General features: G+C 66.3%; 19 protein-coding genes. 13 read left to right on the top strand and 6 right to left on the bottom strand.

Annotated elements, in window-relative coordinates:
• The first annotated feature begins 40 nt into the window (after nucleotides 1-40).
• The 6 genes from hisB to ACIQF4_RS14850 are packed head-to-tail and all read left to right on the top strand — an operon-like array spanning nucleotide 41 to nucleotide 4,622.
• Nucleotides 41-667: an imidazoleglycerol-phosphate dehydratase HisB gene (gene hisB / locus ACIQF4_RS14875; RefSeq protein WP_066274905.1), complete on the top strand. Its 627-nt coding sequence runs from the start codon at nucleotides 41-43 to the stop codon at nucleotides 665-667.
• Nucleotides 664-1,431 carry an imidazole glycerol phosphate synthase subunit HisH gene (gene hisH, locus ACIQF4_RS14870; RefSeq protein WP_350004594.1) on the top strand — a complete coding sequence of 256 codons (768 nt, stop codon included), beginning with the start codon at nucleotides 664-666 and terminating at the stop codon, nucleotides 1,429-1,431. Before hisB ends, hisH begins: the two co-directional genes overlap by 4 nt.
• Nucleotides 1,432-1,590: a hypothetical protein gene (locus ACIQF4_RS14865; RefSeq protein ID WP_377195512.1), complete on the top strand. Its 159-nt coding sequence runs from the start codon at nucleotides 1,432-1,434 to the stop codon at nucleotides 1,588-1,590. It abuts the gene before it with no gap.
• A gap of 39 nt (nucleotides 1,591-1,629) precedes the next feature.
• A complete protein-coding gene (priA, locus tag ACIQF4_RS14860) occupies nucleotides 1,630-2,376 on the top strand; it encodes a bifunctional 1-(5-phosphoribosyl)-5-((5-phosphoribosylamino)methylideneamino)imidazole-4-carboxamide isomerase/phosphoribosylanthranilate isomerase PriA (RefSeq protein ID WP_400516527.1) in 747 nt (248 codons plus the stop codon).
• Nucleotides 2,377-2,390: 14 nt separating this feature from the next.
• Nucleotides 2,391-3,269, top strand: coding sequence for an SseB family protein (locus tag ACIQF4_RS14855; RefSeq protein WP_400516528.1), 879 nt, complete (start codon nucleotides 2,391-2,393; stop codon nucleotides 3,267-3,269).
• A 54-nt stretch (nucleotides 3,270-3,323) separates the two neighbouring features.
• The gene (locus ACIQF4_RS14850) at nucleotides 3,324-4,622 is read left to right on the top strand and encodes an MFS transporter (protein WP_400516529.1); all 1,299 of its coding nucleotides are present in this window, start codon (nucleotides 3,324-3,326) and stop codon (nucleotides 4,620-4,622) included.
• A gap of 162 nt (nucleotides 4,623-4,784) precedes the next feature.
• Here ACIQF4_RS14850 and ACIQF4_RS14845 read toward each other — a convergent pair whose 3' ends face one another.
• Nucleotides 4,785-5,183: a DUF1844 domain-containing protein gene (locus tag ACIQF4_RS14845; RefSeq protein WP_174180349.1), complete on the bottom strand. Its 399-nt coding sequence runs from the start codon at nucleotides 5,181-5,183 to the stop codon at nucleotides 4,785-4,787.
• Between the two features lie 387 nt (nucleotides 5,184-5,570).
• On the opposite strand from ACIQF4_RS14845, the gene infC reads away from it, so the two are divergent.
• The 4 genes from infC to ACIQF4_RS14825 all read left to right on the top strand — a co-directional run bounded on the left by infC (nucleotide 5,571) and on the right by ACIQF4_RS14825 (nucleotide 8,390).
• The gene (infC, locus tag ACIQF4_RS14840) at nucleotides 5,571-6,599 is read left to right on the top strand and encodes a translation initiation factor IF-3 (RefSeq protein ID WP_400516530.1); all 1,029 of its coding nucleotides are present in this window, start codon (nucleotides 5,571-5,573) and stop codon (nucleotides 6,597-6,599) included.
• 115 nt (nucleotides 6,600-6,714) lie between these two features.
• Entirely contained in the window at nucleotides 6,715-6,909 is a 195-nt protein-coding gene (gene rpmI, locus ACIQF4_RS14835; RefSeq protein WP_009358635.1) for a 50S ribosomal protein L35, read from the top strand.
• A 119-nt stretch (nucleotides 6,910-7,028) separates the two neighbouring features.
• Nucleotides 7,029-7,415, top strand: coding sequence for a 50S ribosomal protein L20 (gene rplT / locus ACIQF4_RS14830; protein ID WP_066274920.1), 387 nt, complete (start codon nucleotides 7,029-7,031; stop codon nucleotides 7,413-7,415).
• 63 nt (nucleotides 7,416-7,478) lie between these two features.
• Nucleotides 7,479-8,390, top strand: coding sequence for a TrmH family RNA methyltransferase (locus tag ACIQF4_RS14825; protein WP_400516531.1), 912 nt, complete (start codon nucleotides 7,479-7,481; stop codon nucleotides 8,388-8,390).
• 118 nt (nucleotides 8,391-8,508) lie between these two features.
• Here ACIQF4_RS14825 and ACIQF4_RS14820 read toward each other — a convergent pair whose 3' ends face one another.
• Both ACIQF4_RS14820 and ACIQF4_RS14815 read right to left on the bottom strand, forming a co-directional pair.
• The gene (locus tag ACIQF4_RS14820; RefSeq protein WP_009358633.1) at nucleotides 8,509-8,784 is read right to left on the bottom strand and encodes a GlsB/YeaQ/YmgE family stress response membrane protein; all 276 of its coding nucleotides are present in this window, start codon (nucleotides 8,782-8,784) and stop codon (nucleotides 8,509-8,511) included.
• 152 nt (nucleotides 8,785-8,936) lie between these two features.
• Entirely contained in the window at nucleotides 8,937-10,145 is a 1,209-nt protein-coding gene (locus ACIQF4_RS14815; protein ID WP_400516533.1) for an MFS transporter, read from the bottom strand.
• Nucleotides 10,146-10,307: 162 nt separating this feature from the next.
• Here ACIQF4_RS14815 and ACIQF4_RS14810 point away from each other — a divergent pair, with 162 nt between their 5' ends.
• A complete protein-coding gene (locus tag ACIQF4_RS14810; RefSeq protein WP_400516534.1) occupies nucleotides 10,308-10,757 on the top strand; it encodes a (deoxy)nucleoside triphosphate pyrophosphohydrolase in 450 nt (149 codons plus the stop codon).
• Here the strand turns inward: ACIQF4_RS14810 and ACIQF4_RS14805 are convergent.
• The 3 genes from ACIQF4_RS14805 to ACIQF4_RS14795 all read right to left on the bottom strand — a co-directional run bounded on the left by ACIQF4_RS14805 (nucleotide 10,754) and on the right by ACIQF4_RS14795 (nucleotide 13,164).
• Nucleotides 10,754-11,902, bottom strand: coding sequence for an Rv2578c family radical SAM protein (locus ACIQF4_RS14805; protein ID WP_400516561.1), 1,149 nt, complete (start codon nucleotides 11,900-11,902; stop codon nucleotides 10,754-10,756). The genes ACIQF4_RS14810 and ACIQF4_RS14805 overlap by 4 nt on opposite strands.
• Before the next feature lie 80 nt (nucleotides 11,903-11,982).
• Complete coding sequence (locus ACIQF4_RS14800) at nucleotides 11,983-12,675, bottom strand: SIMPL domain-containing protein (protein WP_400516535.1); 693 nt, start codon at nucleotides 12,673-12,675, stop codon at nucleotides 11,983-11,985.
• 3 nt (nucleotides 12,676-12,678) lie between these two features.
• Complete coding sequence (locus ACIQF4_RS14795; RefSeq protein ID WP_400516536.1) at nucleotides 12,679-13,164, bottom strand: hypothetical protein; 486 nt, start codon at nucleotides 13,162-13,164, stop codon at nucleotides 12,679-12,681.
• 212 nt (nucleotides 13,165-13,376) lie between these two features.
• Here ACIQF4_RS14795 and pheS point away from each other — a divergent pair, with 212 nt between their 5' ends.
• Nucleotides 13,377-14,438, top strand: coding sequence for a phenylalanine--tRNA ligase subunit alpha (gene pheS, locus ACIQF4_RS14790; RefSeq protein WP_174180341.1), 1,062 nt, complete (start codon nucleotides 13,377-13,379; stop codon nucleotides 14,436-14,438).
• Nucleotides 14,439-14,440: 2 nt separating this feature from the next.
• Nucleotides 14,441-16,984 (top strand): phenylalanine--tRNA ligase subunit beta, encoded by a 2,544-nt coding sequence (gene pheT / locus ACIQF4_RS14785; RefSeq protein WP_400516537.1) that lies wholly within the window; start codon nucleotides 14,441-14,443, stop codon nucleotides 16,982-16,984.
• Nucleotides 16,985-17,011 lie beyond the last annotated feature (27 nt).

Below are 17,011 nucleotides of genomic sequence, written 5' to 3'. Positions count from 1 at the left end.
ACGCCCTGAACCACCCCATCTGCCCAAAAGGACCCAAAGCATGAGTACCACCGGATCGAACGTGGCTGCGGCCCGCACTGCGCGCATGGAACGTGCCACCAGTGAGTCGTCCGTGCTCGTGGAAATCAACCTGGACGGCACCGGCACCTCGGACATCGACACGTCGGTACCTTTCTACGACCACATGCTCACGGCGCTCTGCAAGCACTCGCTGATCGACATGACCGTCAAAGCCACAGGTGACATCCACATCGATGTCCACCACACCGTGGAGGACGTAGCCATCACCTTCGGGGAGGTGCTGCGCACCGCGCTGGGAAACAAGGCCGGCATCCGCCGGTTTGGCGAGGCCACCGTTCCCCTGGACGAAGCCCTTGCGCACGCCGTCGTTGACGTTTCCGGACGTCCCTACCTGGTGCACGGGGGCGAGCCCGCCGGCCAGGAATACCACCTCATCGGCGGCCACTTCACGGGATCCCTGACCCGGCACGTCTTCGAGGCCATCACGCTGCACGCGGGTATCTGCCTGCACATGAACGTCATCGCGGGCCGCGATCCGCACCACATCGTAGAGGCCCAGTTCAAGGCGTTCGCGCGGGCGCTCCGTGCTGCCGTGGAACCTGATCCCCGTGTTGAGGGGATTCCCTCCACCAAGGGTGCGCTGTGAGCGGCCAGGTCCTTCGGGACGGTGCCATCGTCGATCCCTCCGCTTCCCACAAGCTGCCCTCGCCCGAGGGCAAGCCCACCGTCACCGTCCTGGATTACGGCTCCGGAAATGTCCGGTCCGCCGTGCGGGCGCTGGAACGGGCCGGGGCGGAAGTCATCCTGAGCTCCAAGCCCGAGGACGTCCTGAACGCCGACGGCCTGGTGGTTCCCGGAGTCGGGGCCTTCGAAACAGTGATGCGTGAGCTCAAAGCCGTGGACGGCATCCGCCTCATCGGCCGGCGGGTGGCCGGCGGCCGGCCGGTCCTGGGCATCTGCGTAGGCCTCCAGGTCCTTTTTGAAGCCGGAGTGGAGCATGGCACCGAGGCTGAAGGCATGGGTGAATGGCCCGGCAAGGTGGAACTCCTGCCGGCGGACGTGGTTCCGCACATGGGCTGGAACACCGTCAAGGTGCCCGAGGGATCGAAGCTGTTTGCCGGCGTCGAAAACGAACGCTTCTACTTCGTGCACTCCTACGGGGTCCAGGAATGGAACTTCGACGTCATTCAGCCGCGGATGGCCGCGCCCCTGGTCACATGGTCCGAACACGGCGCGCCGTTTATCGCTGCAGTCGAAAATGGCCCGCTCTGCGCCACCCAGTTCCACCCCGAGAAATCCGGTGACGCGGGCGCGCGCCTGCTGCATAACTGGGTGGATGCCCTGCGCAGGCCCTCCGCCGGCAGCCAGGCCCCCGGTGATGGGTCCTCGCCGGAAGAAGGCTCCGCCTAGATGTGGTCCGTTCTCCTGATGGGGCTCGCCGGCGTACTCGTCGGCGGCGCCCTGTCCTTCAGGCAGCAGCGCAAGCCGCTGTGGACCCAGATATCGTTTTACGTTCTTGCGGGCATGTCGCTGCTCGCCGCCTACCTGCTGACGCTGCCGGGCAACTGACCGCGGCAGGCCATCCTGCCCCCATCCTGAGGATTCAACATGAGCACTGCAACCGACCTGCCCGTTCTAGAACTGCTGCCCGCCGTCGACGTCGTCAACGGCCAGGCCGTCCGGCTGGTGCAGGGCGAAGCAGGCAGTGAGACCAGTTACGGAACGCCGCTTGAAGCGGCACTGAACTGGCAGCAGCAGGGAGCTGAGTGGGTCCACCTGGTGGACCTGGATGCAGCCTTCGGCCGCGGCTCAAATGCGGAACTGCTGCGCGAGGTGGTGGGCCGGCTGGAGATCAAGGTGGAACTGTCCGGCGGACTCCGCGACGACGAAACCCTTGAAGCGGCCCTGGATCTCGGCGTTGCCCGCGTAAACCTGGGAACCGCTGCGCTGGAAAACCCCGAATGGACCCGCCGGGCCATCGAGCGGTTTGGTGACAAGATCGCCGTCGGACTCGACGTCCGCGGAACCACCCTGGCCGGCCGCGGCTGGACAAAGGAAGGCGGAGACCTCTGGGAAGTCCTGGGCCGCCTCGAGGAAGCAGGCTGCAGCCGGTACGTGGTCACGGACGTGACAAAGGATGGCACCCTGCAGGGGCCCAACGTTGAACTCCTCCGCCAGATGGTGGAGAAAACGGGCAAGCCCGTTGTTGCCTCCGGAGGCATCTCCAGCCTCGACGACCTCAAGGTCCTGCGTTCCCTGGTGCCGCTGGGCGTTGAAGGGGCGATCGTGGGCAAGGCCCTCTATGCCGGCGCCTTCACGCTGCCCGAAGCCCTCGACGTGGCCGGCCGCCGCTAAGGGCGCACGCCGTCATGGCCAACGAATCAGGCACTACGCCACCCCGGCAGCTGCCGGGGCATATCGCTGCGGCACTGGCAGGCGCCGGCGGCGCCACGGACTCCGCAGGGCAGCCCTGGGCGGGGCGGAGCCTGGCCGGCGACGACGCCAGAATCCACAATTTCGAGAACGACGACGGGACGGCCAGCAGCGCCTACGCCGCCGCCATCGCGGCACTCCGGGAGGGAAGCGGGGACGAGGCGGGCGTCGTCGCCTCGCTCGCCACCGCACGCGTGTTTATCCCGATTGTTGCCCAGCTAGCGGAAGAAGCGGAAGGCCAGGACGGCCTGCAGGCAGATAAACAGGCCGACATGGCGCTGGTAACGCTCAAGGCCCCGGATGGCAGGACGGCGATGCCCGTCTTTACCTCCGCAGCGGCCCTGTCCGCCTGGCATCCGGACGCCAGGCCCGTTGCCGTGTACGCCGCCCGCGCCGCGCTCTCAGCCGTCTCCGAAGGTGCAGAGCTGCTGGTTCTTGACCCAGGCTCTGACTTCACCTTCGTGGTCCGGCGGCCGGCCGTGTGGGCGCTGGCCCAGCAGCAGCAGTGGACGCCTTCCTACAAGGACCAGGAACTCGCCGGGGAAATGGGCAGGGCCGCCGCCGGCTTTCCCGCCGTCCGGAACCTCGAACTGGTGCCCGGCAGGGGAGTGGCCACCCGTGCCGCCGATGGAACGGTGGCTGCCGGCGGCGGTGCCGGCCCTGAACTGCAGGTGGTGCTCTACCTCGAGGACGGGCTGGATGCCGCGGGGGTGCAGGAGCTCGTGGCCGGACTCCAGGCCCAGTGGTCCCGGAATGTATTGTTTGGGGAGCGCGTCGACTCGGTCGACGTCAAGTTGAGGCGCGCAGACCACTAGCCGGCAGCCAGCGGGGTGATCCCCGGCCGCTGCGGCAGACCTAAGGATCGCTCCGTGAATTTCGCTCTCTACCGGGAGTTGCTCGCCGTCCGGCCAATCCGCCGGCTGCTGCTGGTGGGCATGGTGGCCCGCATTCCCCACTCCGCCGCCGGGGTGCTGCTGACGCTGCACATCGTGCTCACCCTTAACCAGGGGTACGCAGCCGCCGGCGCCGCCGCGGCCGTCATGACCATCGGCATTGCGGTGGGTGCGCCATGGCGTGGCAGGCGGGTTGACACCGTGGGCCTCCGGACAGCACTCATCCCCTCGGTGATCTCGGAAGCAGTTATCTGGTCCGTTGTTCCGCATGTGTCCTACCAGTGGCTCCTTCCGCTGGTGTTTGTGGGCGGGCTGCTCACACTGCCCATTTTCAGCGTGGTGCGCCAGTCCCTGGGCGTGCTGGCCGACGGCGACCAGCGCCGTACAGCCTTCGCCCTCGACGCAATCACCACTGAGGTGGTGTTCATGATCGGTCCCGCAGCAGGCGCAATCGTCGCCACCAGCGGCTTCACGGTGCTGGGCCTCACCATAGTGGGGGTCTCCACGTCCCTGGCCGGACTGTTCCTGATGTGGTTCAACCCGCCTACCCGAAGCCCTGCGCAGGACGGGGAACGCAGTGCCGACGAGCGCCACGCCGCCGAGGCCGCCGTGGTGTCCGCCGCCCCCGCGCACTTGCAGGAGGCTGCGGCAGAACTGGTCCCTGCGGGCACCGCGCGTCCCGGACCGGGCCTGCGCGGCAAAGTGGTCCAGAACTTCGCCTGGTTCACCGCCACCGTGGCGGCCGTCTTCGCTGTGGCAGCAGGGGCGGGCATGGTGCTGAGCGGGACCGACGTCGGCATCGTCGCCGCCCTGGAAACGGGAGGACGCCAGGCCGAAATCGGCATCGTCTTCCTCTTTTGGTGTGCCGCGTCCGTGGTGGGAGGCCTGATCTACGGGGCCATGCACCGCCCCGTTTCGCCGATCCTCCTGCTGCTCGGAATGGCGGCCCTGACCATCCCCATGGGGTTTGCGCACGATACCTGGTCGCTCGCGCTCGTCTCAATCCTGCCGGGACTGCTGTGCGCGCCCGTGCTGTCCTCCGCATCGGAAAAAGTTGCGGACCTGGTGGCTGAGGAACGCCGCGGCGAGGCCATGGGCTGGTACGGCTCGGCCCTCACGGGAGGCGTGGCCCTGGGTGCGCCCCTCGCGGGCGTCTTCATCGACGGCACAGGGCCATCCGGCGGCTTCGTTGCGGTGGGCACAGCCGGCGTCGTGCTCTGCTTCGCAGGCCTTGTCCTCCAGCAGCGCCGCCGGGGGAAGATCAGGGCCCAGTAATTCCGAGTCCGGCAGGCCGAGTTTTTGTCCACCTATGCAGGCTTCCAAGGCGTTAAAGTCGGCATATCTGGACAAAAACTCCGTTAAATGGACGACGGCGGGACGACCTTTGAAGGCCGTCCCGCCGTCGTCGGGGGTTTAGAAAAGGGTGTGGCGGTCCGGTCAGTTAACTGCCCCGGTGTACTTCTCGCCCGGGCCCTTGCCCGGGGCGTCGGGGATCAGGGACTCTTCGCGGAACGCCAGCTGCAGGGACCGCAGTCCGTCACGCAAGGGTCCGGCGTGCTGTGAGCCGATCTCCGGGGCGGCGGCGGTCACCAGGCCGGCCAGGGCGGTGATCAGTTTCCGGGCCTCGTCCAGGTCCTTCAGTTCCTCGGCATTGTCCTCGGCCGCCAGCCCCAGCTTCACTGCGGCTGCACTCATCAGGTGGACGGCCGCTGTGGTGATGACCTCGATCGCCGGCACTTCGGAAATGTCGCGGATCTGCTGCGAGACGTCGCCGGCGGCACCTGCCTCATCCGCCGCAGGCTCGAAAACGTATGAATTACTGTCTGGGGTGCTCATACTGGTAAGCTTGACACAGACCGACTGGATGTCGTTATTTCAGAGATTGTTCCAACGATCAAGGTTCCCACCGGCGCTGCACAGCGTTGACGGGAATTTTTTCTGTAAGATGGCATGCAGTTTGCAAGCGGAGTTCTCTCCCACCCGCGCCAGCCGCTGTTCCGGATTGTTTGGAACTCAAGGTTGCCGGGTACCTGGTTGGGCACGGCCCCGGTATCAGCCGGATCTGTGTGTGCAGTCCCTTCGCGGGATCCGCATCCGACCTATCAGAGGCCTTCGATTGCTCCGGCAATTGGGGGCCTTCTCTATTTGCCGGGATTCCACAACAACAACAGGAGCTTTAACATTAGCGAGCCAAGAATCAATGAGCGTATCCGCGTCCCCGAGGTGCGGCTGGTCGGCCCTGCAGGTGAACAGGTAGGAATCGTCCGTATTGAGGATGCCCTGCGTCTGGCTGCCGAGTCCGACCTTGATCTCGTTGAAGTTGCACCTCAGGCGAAGCCTCCGGTGTGCAAGCTGATGGACTTCGGCAAGTACAAGTACGAGGCCGCGGTTAAGGCACGTGAAGCGCGGAAGAACCAGACGAACACCGTTCTGAAGGAAATCCGCTTCCGCCTGAAGATCGACACCCACGACTACGAGACCAAGCGCGGGCATGCACTGCGCTTCCTCGGTGCCGGGGACAAGGTCAAGGCCATGATCCAGTTCCGTGGCCGCGAGCAGCAGCGTCCGGAGATGGGCATCCGCCTGCTCCAGCGCTTCGCCGACGACGTCGCCGAAGTTGGCGTTGTTGAGTCCAGCCCCCGCATCGACGGCCGCAACATGGTCATGGTGGTTGGTCCGCTGAAGAACAAGGCAGAGGCCAAGGCCGAAGCCCGCCGCGCTACGCAGCGTGCCGAAGCGAAGGCGCAGAACGAAGCCAAGGCTTCCGGCCGCGTTGACACCTCCGGCGACGACCAGGCACCCATGACCCAGTCACTGGCGGATCTGCTTCCCGAGGGATTCACCGTCTCGACCGAACCCGAGGCAGCAGCGGAGGCTCCTGTCCAGGAGCCGGCCTCCGTCGTCGAGCCCGCCGCAGCCGAAGCGCCGAAGCAGGAGGCCCCCAAGGCCGCCGAGGCACCGAAGCAGGAAGCCCGCAAGGCAGCTGCTCCGAAGCAGGAGGCCCCCAAGGCCGAAGCACCGAAGGCTGCCGCTGCACCCAAGGCGGCTGCTCCCAAGGCGGCAGAGCCCAAGGCCGCGCCGGCACCGAAGGCTGCTGCAGAGAAGCCTGCTGCAGCCGCACCTGCAGCGGCGCCGAAGCCCGCGGCAGTGCCTGCTCCGCCGAAGCCGGTGGCCAGGCCCGCTGCGCCGAAGCCTGCCGCACGGCCCGCCCCCAAGGCAGCGCCAAAGCCGGCCGGCAAGAAGACCACTTAGTCCACAGCTGCCGGAGGTCGCCCTCCGGCAGTCAGCAACCAGCACGCCGCCCTGAGGGGCAGCTGCGCGATAGAGCTGCAGGCCCAGCCTGCGGAACGTAAGGAGATCGGTTCCCATGCCGAAGATGAAGACCCACAGTGGTGCCAAGAAGCGCTTCAAGCTGACCGGCAGCGGCAAGCTGCGCCGCCAGCAGGCCAACCGCCGCCACTACCTCGAGCACAAGTCCTCCAGGCTGACCCGCCGCCTCGCCGGCGACAAGATCGTCTTCAAGGGCGACGCCAAGGTCATCCGGAAGATGCTCGGCATCTAGTTTCCAAGTTCTTTGACTGACCACCACCTGGTGTAAGTCACCTACCAAAAAGCCTTCTCAGGCCGCCGGGACTACCGGCAGTAGATGCTTGGGAGCAGAATTTTCGAAGGAGTACGCACGTGGCACGTGTGAAGAGGGCGGTCAACGCCCACAAGAAGCGCCGGGTTATTCTTGAACGCGCAAAGGGCTACCGTGGACAGCGTTCACGCTTGTACCGCAAGGCCAAAGAGCAGCTGCTGCACTCGTTTGTGTACAGCTACGGCGACCGCAAGAAGAAGAAGGGCGACTTCCGCCGCCTGTGGATCCAGCGCATCAACGCTGCATCCCGCGCCAACGGCCTCACCTACAACCGTCTGATCCAGGGCCTGAAGGCCGCTGAGGTTGAGGTTGACCGCCGCATGCTCGCCGAACTGGCCGTTTCCGACGCCAACGCTTTCGCAGCGCTGGTCAAGGTTGCCAAGGACTCCCTGCCTGCCGACACCTCCGCCAAGAAGGTTGTTGCCTAGCAGCTGACTGTTCCCGCCAGGGACAGTTCAAGAACCGGTGGCAGCAGCCACTAAAGTTCTTATATGAACGAAACCGGGCGCCCGCAAGATTTCCCACTGTCCAATCCCCGAGCTGATCGGGTGAGGGACGTGGCAAAGCTTGCCGGGCGCCCGGCGCGTTTAAAGCGCGGACAGTTCCTTGCCGAAGGGCCACAGGCAGTGCGGGAAGCGCTCCGGCTCCATCAGCAGCGGGTGGCCGACGGCCGGCCCGGGGTGGTCACCGAAGTTTTCGCCAGCGAAAGCTGCCTGGACCGGTATCCGGAATTCGAGGAGCTGTCCCAGGGGGTCAACGCCCGCCTGGCCACGGACGAAGTCCTGGCTGCTATGGCGGACACCGTCAACCCCCAGGGGATCATCGCAGTTTGCCGCTTCGTTGACGTTCCGCTGCAGGAAGTGCTCGACGCCGGGCCCCGCCTGATTGCCGTGCTCTGCCAGGTCCGCGACCCCGGTAATGCCGGGACGGTCCTGCGCGCGGCGGACTCGGCCGGAGCCGATGCCGTGATCCTGACCGCCTCCAGCGTTGACATTTACAACCCCAAGGCCGTGCGCTCCACAGCAGGCTCCCTGTTCCACCTTCCCGTGGTGCTGGGCGCGGACGTTGGCGAACTTGCGGCCGCCTGCCGTGCCAGGGGGATCGGGGTATTGGCAGCGGACGGCTACGGGACCTTGAACCTGGACACCCTGCAGGACGAGAACGCCCGGCGCCGGCTGACCGGCGAAGGCCCGGAATCGGAGTATGCCCTGGAGCAGCCCACGGCCTGGCTGTTCGGCAACGAGGCCCAGGGGCTGTCGGAGGAAGAGCTCGCGCTTGCGGACCACCGGGTGGCCGTGCCCGTGTACGGTTCCGCGGAAAGCCTCAACCTGGGCACAGCGGCCACGGTCTGCCTCTACGCCAGCGCGCGTTCCCAGCACCTTCCGGTGGCGGTGACTGCTTAGCATCCGGCCGCTTCAGCTTTCCAGGCCCACCGCCGTGCGAAGAATTGTGCACGCTTAAACATGTAAGGGCTCCGGTTCACCGGAGCCCTTGTTTGTTGATGTTCTGCGTGAACGCGGATCAGGGTGCGCGGGTAGCCTTGCCACGGCCGGTGATTGCTCCGTAGATGCCGGCCACAACCAGGCCGCCGACGATGGCGAGAATCCAGGTGCCGAGATCGAAGAAGGCAAGATCGCCCCTGTTGAACAGGAGGCTACCAATCCAGCCGCCCACAATGGCGCCAACGACGCCCAGAACCAGGCTGGTTACCCAGCCGCCGCCAACCCGTCCGGGCATGACAGCCTTAACAATGGCCCCTACGATGAGGCCCAAAATAATCCAAGCAAGAAAACCCATGTCTCCTCCTTATTGTGACCGGGATCTCATGGTCCCGATGGGGCTCAAGCTAACATACGGGCCACGTAAAGTCAGCAGGCCTACAGCAAGTAGACGCGGTGCTGTTGGCTTGGCAGCCCAGTGCGGCGCAGCGCCCGGTTGAGGCTCCAGGATCAGGCGGTCAGCGGCTTTTTCCGCTCCAGCAGTCCGCTGGCTATGGCGACGCCGAGCCCCAACAGGGCGAGGACGGCACCTACCAGGGCAGGGGCTGTGTAGCCCCAGCCCAGCGCGATCACCAGTCCGCCGAGGAATGCCCCGAGCGCGTTTGCGACGTTCAGCGCTGCATGGTTCAGCGATGATGCGAGGGAGGGGGCATCGGGCGACGCGTCCAGGAGCCGGGTCTGCAGCGCGGGGATCAGCATGGACCCGGAAGCGCCCACCACGAATACCATGACAAAGGCGGACCAGGGCCACTGCACGGCCACGGCGTACACCACCAAGGCAACGGCTATGCCGGGCAGCACGTTGTAGAGCGTGCCCATCACGGACCTGTCCGCAATCCGGCCGCCCACAATGTTGCCGGCCACCATCCCCAGCCCGTACAGGGCCACCACCATGGGAATTAACGAGGACGGAATGCCCGCCACCATGGTCATGGTGTGGGCGATGTAGGTGTACGTTGCAAAGAAGCCGCCAAAGCCAACAATGCCGATCAGAATGGCCAGCCACACCTGCAGGCGTTTGAGCGCACCCAGTTCACGCCGAATGCTCGCATCCGGATGGGCCTCATGGAAGGGGACAAACTTCCACACCAGGGCAAGGGTCAGCAGGCCGATCAGTCCCACCAGGATAAACAGGAGGCGCCATCCGTACGCCTGGCCCAACCAGGTGGTAAACGGAACTCCCACCACGTTGGAGATACTCAGGCCGGCCATCACCATGGAAATGGCCCAGCCCCGCCGTGTGGGTGGCACCAGGGAGGCGGCGATGACTGCCGCCACCCCAAAAAATGCACCATGCGGCAGGCCGGCGGCGAAGCGCGAAGCCAGCATTGTTCCGTAGTCCGGGGCCAGGAATGACGCCAGGTTGGCCACCGTGAAGAACATCATCAGTCCAAGGGCCAGGTGCTTACGGGGAAGCTTGGCACCTACTGCGGCCAGCAGCGGGGCGCCCACGACGACTCCGAGGGCGTAGGCGGAGATGAGGTGGCCCGCTTCCGGTGTGGAAACCCCGAGGCCCTGCTCCACTTCCCTCAGCAGGCCCATCATGGTGAATTCGGTGACTCCGATGCCAACGCCGCCCATGGCAAGGGCGACGATGGCCATGGCCACGTTGGTGGATCGGGCGGGGGCTGCCGTGGACGTTTGGAGGACGCTGCTCATAAGCCTGCTTTTCGACGGAGGAAAGTAGTGATGGACCAATGCCACGGCAGTGGGGCAGGAGGAGTCCGGACCCTGCAGACAACCCGGAAAGGGGAAGTGGTATTCCCGTTGCGGGAGGACCTATGCAGCTGGTCCTTTTATTGTCCCCCATAGAATGGGCCGGTGAATGGACTCATACAAGTGGTAGGCGGAGCCGTCGTGGACAGCCTGGCGGAACCCTCCATGCTGCTGGTGGCTCGGCGCAGCGCGCCGGAGCAGTTGGCAGGACTCTGGGAGTTCCCGGGCGGCAAAGTGGAACCCGGCGAGGAACCGAAGGCCGCGCTGGCCCGCGAACTGCTCGAGGAACTGGGCATCGGCGTCCGGCTAGGCGCCGAGCTCGCGTCCCAGGTTCCGGGCGGCTGGCCCTTGAACCCCCGCGCGAGCATGCGGGTGTGGTTCGCGGAGATCGCCCACGGGGAGCCGAAGCCCCTGGAGGACCACGACGAACTTCGGTGGGTACAACTGGACAACCAAGGTGCGGTCCTGGACCTGCCGTGGATTCCCGCGGACTTCCCCATAGTCCGGGCCCTGCTTGACGCGGTCGCCGTCAAGGCAGAAAGCACACTGCCCTAGAAGAGCGTTGCCTGCCCCCCGGAAGCACCGTTGCCCCCGGATGTTGATCTGCCCCCGGCTGTTGATCTGCCCCCGGCAGATTTCCCTCCGGCCGCTGCCGCCTGGGGGATGATGCCTTCGGGGTACTCGGCTTCCTCGCCCCTGGGATCGTCCTCGAGGTCCCTATGGCTGAAGCCGGAGGTGTTGGTAAACCCGTGGCGGGCTTTGAAATACCGGACTTTGCCCGCAAGCCACGAGCGGTACTCCTTGGACGCATACGAACCCGTTCCGTAGAGCCGGCGGTACCGGCCCGCGAGCCCGGGATGGTTGGCGGCAATCCACTTCATGAACCATTCCCTGGTCCCCGGCTTGAGGTACAGGGCTCCGGCGGTGACGCCGGTGGCCCCCGCGGCAGCCAGGGACGCAAACAACGCGTCCAGGGCTTCGTCGCTGTCCGAGAGCCACGGCAGAATGGGCATGGCCATGACGCCGCAGGGCAGGCCGGCTTCACGGAGGCGGGAAACGAGCTTGAGGCGTGCCCGGGGACCGGGAGTTCCGGGCTCGATGGCCTCGGACAGGGCTTCGTCTGTCATGGCCAGCGAGATGCCAAGGCCCACGGGCACTTGGGCGGCCGCGCTCTTGAGCAGGGGAATGTCCCGGGCAAGCAGGGTGCCCTTAGTGAGGATGGACAGGGGAGTGCCGGACTCGGCAAGGGCGGTGATGATGCCCGGCATGAGCTGGTAGCGGCCCTCGGCCCGCTGATAGGGGTCCGTGTTGGTACCCAGGGCAACCTGCGGGCGCGTCCACGATGGTTTGCCCAGTTCCTTCCTGAGGACCTCGGCCGCGTTGACTTTCACTACCACCTGGCTGTCAAAGTCCAGCCCGGCGTCGAAATCAAGGTAGGTGTGGCTCTTGCGGGCGAAGCAGTACACGCAGGCGTGGCTGCATCCCCGGTAAGGGTTGATGGTCCATTCAAAGGGCATCCGCGAGCCGGCAGGCACCTTGTTGAGCACCGATTTGGCGGTGACCTCGTGGAAGGTGATCCCTGCGAACTCGGGGGTTGTGATGGAGCGGACCAGGCCAGCCAGGGGAAGCAATGCGGGGGACGGGGCATTCGCAGCCGATTCCGCGGGCCGGGCCATCAGTGCTTGGGCATCCCATCTCATGCCGTCCATTCGAATCTATGTTCGAAACAATGTCAAGCATAGACGCGTTGCGGCGGCCTGCCCTCCTTGTTGGCGTGTGCCTACGTGTCCGCCAGGAGTTCCCACTCCACGGTCACTGCCGCATCCACCACGGAATTGCCGGCCTCCACGCTGAGGGATTCCACGGCAGCAGCCCGCTGCATCCGCGGCAGCGGCACTGGACCCTGGACTGCGCCTTCCTCCGCTACCGAAAGCACGCGTCCCAGCCGGGCCGAGGCAAGCTGCGCGTACTGCCTGGCGGTGCTGAGCGCGTCAAGCCAGGCGGCCTCCCGGGCGCGTGCCCGCACAGCCGCGTCATCGCTGAACGTGAGTTCGACACCGCTCAGCCGGACGTCGTTCCCGCCCGCCTCAACGGCATCTGCGATGGCGGCCGAGGCGGAACCCGGGACCCTCAGCTTCACGGTGAAGGTGCTGGATGCCACGTACCCGGTGACGCGCTGCCCTTCGCCTTCGCGCCAGGCGAGGTCCGCACGGACGTTGAGGCCCGATGTGCGGATGTCGGAGCCGGGGACCCCGTGGCTGCGGAAGGAGGCAGTAACGGCGGCCAGGCCGGCTCCGGCCCGGGAGTAGGCTTGCCCCACCGAATCGGCCCGGCACTCCACGCCGATGGAAACCACTGTGAGATCGGGGGCAGCTTCCGCCGAGCCCGTTCCCGACACGCGGACAGTGCCGGGGGAGGCGCCGGTGCGGGTGGCGCGTCCAGCCGTTTCATCGGTGTCATGAGCAGCGGGCATGCGTCAGACCTCCACCTCAGGCCGGGGGCGGCGCGAGGGCCGGCGGCGGGTTTTGTGTGCTGGATATCCGCCGGCTTCCAGTCCGGCGTGGCGCTCAAAGGGATTGCGCGTCCCCGGGTTGCCGGTGCGCACCAGCGACCACCCTGCGGCCAGGAGATACAGGGGAAGGAACGGTGCGCCCAGGCACCAGGCGTATTGCGTGCAATGCTTTTCCTCGTGGCCCAGCAGGGCCGGCCTGGACAACAGCTCAGCGGAGCTGCACCGGCACAGCACCACGTTGCCCAATGTGAAGGCCCCGGCGAACGGCAGCCGCGGCCTGTACCCCGACGCCAGGATCAGGCCGCGTGGGCCCCTGCTGATCCGGGTGCGCGCGGCGAGGGCCACGGCGAGGCCAAGGAAGGTGCTGCCGTTCGCCAGGTTCGCCGCCTGCCGCAGTCTCTGCGCAGCGGTGAGGCGCTTTTGGGTTCCCGGGCGCCGCGGCACTGTCATGAGGCTATGGTAGCCGGAGCCTTCAATTAGACTGGAGGGCAGTGGCCGCCGGCTCAGCCGGTGTGCCCTGACCTGGTCATTGAATGAACCGGAATGCACAGTTGGCATTGGGGACATTCATCCATGACCTGCCAGTGACGGACGCGCCCCCGGGAAACCGTGCAGGGCTGCCCCGTTCACCGGCAGCCACGACTCGTAGCTAAGAACAGTAGATGACTGAAACTTTGCCGGGCGCCGCCATCCCGAACCCCACGGATGAAGCCGCCATCACTGCCGCTGTAGACCAGGCCATCGCCGCCATTGCCGGCGCTGGCACCCTTGACGAGCTGAAGGCGGTGCGGCTCGCCCATACCGGCGAGAAGTCCCCGCTCAGCCTTGCCAACCGTGAGATTGGCAAGCTGCCCAAGGACCAGAAGGCCCTCGCCGGAAAGCTGATGGGCGCTTCGCGCGGACGGGTCAACAAGGCGCTCGCCGACCGTACGGCGGAGCTGGAAGCGGAAAACGACGCCCGGATCCTCCTGGAAGAGACCGTGGACGTCACCGCCGCGCCCCGCCGCCGCCGTGCCGGTGCCCGGCACCCGCTCTCCACGCTCCAGGACCGGGTGGCGGACATCTTCGTGGGTATGGGCTGGGAAATCGCCGAGGGCCCGGAAGTCGAGTCGGAATGGTTCAACTTCGACGCCCTTAACTTCAAGCCGGACCACCCCGCCCGCGAAATGCAGGACACCTTCTTCGTGGAGCCGCCCGAAGCCCACCTGCTGATGCGCACGCACACTTCGCCGGTGCAGGTCCGCTCCATGCTCGAGCGCGAGCTGCCCATTTATGTGCTGTGCCCGGGCAAGGTGTTCCGCACCGACGAACTCGATGCGACCCATACTCCGGTGTTCCACCAGTTCGAGGGCCTCGCGATCGACAAGCACCTGAGCATGGCTGACCTCCGCGGCACGCTGGAGCACTTCGCACGGCAGATGTTCGGCGACGAAGCCCAGATCCGGCTGCGGCCCAACTATTTCCCGTTTACCGAACCGTCAGCGGAGCTGGACATCTGGCACCCCGGGGCCAAGGGCGGCCCGCGCTGGATCGAGTGGGGCGGCTGCGGCATGGTCAACCCCAACGTGCTCCGCGCCGCCGGCATCGATCCGGACGTGTATTCAGGTTTTGCCTTCGGCATGGGCATTGAGCGCACCCTGATGTTCCGCAACGAAGTGGGGGACATGCGCGACATGATCGAAGGCGATGTACGTTTCAGCGAGCACTTCGGGATGGAGATCTAACAGTGCGTATCCCACTTTCCTGGCTGCGTGAATTCGCAGAAGTACCGGCCGGAGCAACGGCGGAAGACGTCATGACCGAGCTGGTCAAGGTCGGTTTTGAAGAAGAGGACGTCCACCGTCCCACGGACACCCTGCAGGGACCCATCGTGGTTGGCCAGGTCCTGAGCCTGGTCAAGGAACCCCAAACCAACGGCAAGACCATCAACTGGTGCCAGGTCCGGGTGGTTCCTGAAGGCCAGGAGCAGACCCTCACCGGTGACGGCATCGACCCCTCCGGCGTGCAGGGCATCATCTGCGGCGCCCACAACTTCGTTGAGGGCGACAAGGTGGTGGTCACCCTCCCGGGCGCCGTGCTCCCGGGCGACTTCCACATCTCGGCGCGGAAAACCTACGGGCACCTGTCCGCGGGCATGATCGCCTCCGTCCGCGAACTGGGCATCGGCGAGGACCACGACGGCATCCTGGTGCTGTCCCGCATCGGGCTGGATCCCGAAATCGGCACTGACGCCATGGAGCTCCTTGGCCTCTATGACCAGGCTGCCGAAATCAACGTGACGCCGGACCGTGGCTATGCGTTCTCGATCCGCGGGGTTGCCCGGGAGTACGCCCACGCCACCGGAACCACCTTCACGGATCCCGCGTCCCGCGTTACCGCTCCTGCGGAGCTTTCCGGCGGTTACGGCGTCAAGATCAATGACGATGCCCCCATCTACGGCAAGCCCGGATGCGACAGGTTCGTCGCCCGCACCGTCCGCGGCGTGGACGCCACAAAGCCCACGCCGCCGTGGATGGTTTCCCGGCTGCGCCTTGCCGGCATCCGTTCCATCTCCCTGCCGGTGGATATTTCCAACTACGTGATGCTGGAACTCGGCCAGCCCACGCACTGCTACGACCAGGACACGCTGTCCGGGGACATCGTGGTGCGCCGGGCCCTGGCCGGTGAGAAGATCACCACCCTCGATGGCAAGGAACGCGCGCTCGACGCCGAGGACCTGCTGATCACGGACGCCTCCGGGCCGATCGGCATCGCCGGAGTGATGGGCGGCGCCGCAACAGAGGTGGGGGATTCGACGTCGACCGTTCTGGTTGAAGCTGCGCACTTCGACGAGGTGTCCATTGCCCGTTCCCGGCGCCGCCACAAGCTGCCGTCTGAAGCGTCCAAGCGCTTCGAGCGCGGCGTGGACTGGCACGTGGCCGGCATCGCCGCCCAGCGGGTGGTTGACCTGCTCGTCGAGCTGGCCGGTGGAACGGCGGACCAGGCCGGAACCGATGTGGGGACCGCCCCGGACTCCGTCAGCATCGAACTGCCTGAGGCCTTCGCTGCCGCCCGCATCGGCATCGACTTCACCGAAGAGCAGATCGTTACGTCCCTGGAGGACCTTGGCGCGGCGGTGGAGAAGAACGACGGCGGCTGGACCGTTACGGCGCCCAGCTGGCGGAACGACTTGGAAACCAAGGAGGACCTCTCCGAGGAGATTGCCCGGCTGGTGGGCTACGACAAGATTCCCGCGACGCTTCCGGTGGCGCCTCCCGGGCGCGGCCTGACGCGGGTGCAGCAGCAGCGCCGCCGCCTGATCCAGGCACTGGCGGATGCAGGCCTCACCGAAGTCCTGTCCTACCCCTTCGTGTCCAAGGCGGCCAACGACACCTTCGGTGTAGCCGAACAAGGAGCGGACAGGGCCGCGGTCAAGCTCGCGAACCCGATCAGCGAAGAACAGGGCTTTCTGCGCACGTCCATCCTGCCCGGACTCATCGAGGTAGCCAAGCGGAACCATTCGCGCGGTTTCCGCGACCTGGCACTCTTCGAATCAGGCCTGGTGTTCCTGCCCGGCGGCACGGTGGGCACTGCCTCCATCCCGCCGCTCGGCGTCAAGCCCTCCGATGAGGTACTGGACGGACTGTACGACGGCGTCCCGGCGCAGCCGTTCCACCTCGCCGCAGTGCTCACGGGACATGACTCCCCGGCAGTGGCCGGCCATGCGCCGCGGCCTTGGGACTGGGCTGACGCGCTGGACCTTGCCCGGGTTGCCGGCGACGTCCTGGGCGTGGAGGTCCTGGTGAGCCAGGGCAGCCACCAGGCTTTCCATCCCGGCCGTGCAGCACAGTTGTCACTGCGCAATGGTGAGGTGGTGGGCTACGCCGGTGAGCTGCACCCCAAGCTGCTGGCGGCATCGGACATGCCCGCCCGCTCGGTGGCACTGGAGCTCAATGCTGACGCGCTGTTCGACGCCGCCCCGGACGTGATCGTGGCGCGCCACATCTCCACGTACCCGGTGGCCACCCAGGACGTGGCGCTGGTGGTTCCTGCTGAAGTCCCCGCCGACGACGTCCTGGCGGCCCTGCGCGAAGGTGCCGGTGAACTGCTGGAGGACGTGGCGCTCTTCGACGTCTACGCAGGCAAGGGCATCGAGGACGGCAAGAAGTCCCTCGCGTTCGGTCTCCGGTTCCGCGCCAACGACCGGACCCTCACGGCGGACGAGGCATCAGCCGCACGTGAAGGCGCGGTGGCCCTGGCGGCCGAGCGCTTCGGCGCCGTCCAGCGCTAGCCGCAAACCTGCACCAACAGGAAAGGT

The organism is Pseudarthrobacter sp. NPDC092202, assembly GCF_044755505.1.
GTDB lineage: Bacteria > Actinomycetota > Actinomycetes > Actinomycetales > Micrococcaceae > Arthrobacter.
Note: the sequence above shows the minus strand (reverse complement) of the source record. Positions and strands in the feature narration are given on the sequence as shown.

Bases quoted from the DNA above. Each gene is read 5' to 3' on its own strand.
- hisB (WP_066274905.1), top strand. From the start codon at position 41: ATGAGTACCACCGGATCGAACGTGGCTGCGGCCCGCACTGCGCGCATG.
- ACIQF4_RS14865 (WP_377195512.1), top strand. From the start codon at position 1,432: ATGTGGTCCGTTCTCCTGATGGGGCTCGCCGGCGTACTCGTCGGCGGC.
- priA (WP_400516527.1), top strand. From the start codon at position 1,630: ATGAGCACTGCAACCGACCTGCCCGTTCTAGAACTGCTGCCCGCCGTC.
- ACIQF4_RS14855 (WP_400516528.1), top strand. From the start codon at position 2,391: ATGGCCAACGAATCAGGCACTACGCCACCCCGGCAGCTGCCGGGGCAT.
- ACIQF4_RS14845 (WP_174180349.1), bottom strand. From the start codon at position 5,183: ATGAGCACCCCAGACAGTAATTCATACGTTTTCGAGCCTGCGGCGGAT.
- rpmI (WP_009358635.1), top strand. From the start codon at position 6,715: ATGCCGAAGATGAAGACCCACAGTGGTGCCAAGAAGCGCTTCAAGCTG.
- ACIQF4_RS14825 (WP_400516531.1), top strand. From the start codon at position 7,479: ATGAACGAAACCGGGCGCCCGCAAGATTTCCCACTGTCCAATCCCCGA.
- ACIQF4_RS14820 (WP_009358633.1), bottom strand. From the start codon at position 8,784: ATGGGTTTTCTTGCTTGGATTATTTTGGGCCTCATCGTAGGGGCCATT.
- ACIQF4_RS14815 (WP_400516533.1), bottom strand. From the start codon at position 10,145: ATGAGCAGCGTCCTCCAAACGTCCACGGCAGCCCCCGCCCGATCCACC.
- ACIQF4_RS14805 (WP_400516561.1), bottom strand. From the start codon at position 11,902: ATGAGATGGGATGCCCAAGCACTGATGGCCCGGCCCGCGGAATCGGCT.
- ACIQF4_RS14800 (WP_400516535.1), bottom strand. From the start codon at position 12,675: ATGCCCGCTGCTCATGACACCGATGAAACGGCTGGACGCGCCACCCGC.
- ACIQF4_RS14795 (WP_400516536.1), bottom strand. From the start codon at position 13,164: ATGACAGTGCCGCGGCGCCCGGGAACCCAAAAGCGCCTCACCGCTGCG.
- pheS (WP_174180341.1), top strand. From the start codon at position 13,377: ATGACTGAAACTTTGCCGGGCGCCGCCATCCCGAACCCCACGGATGAA.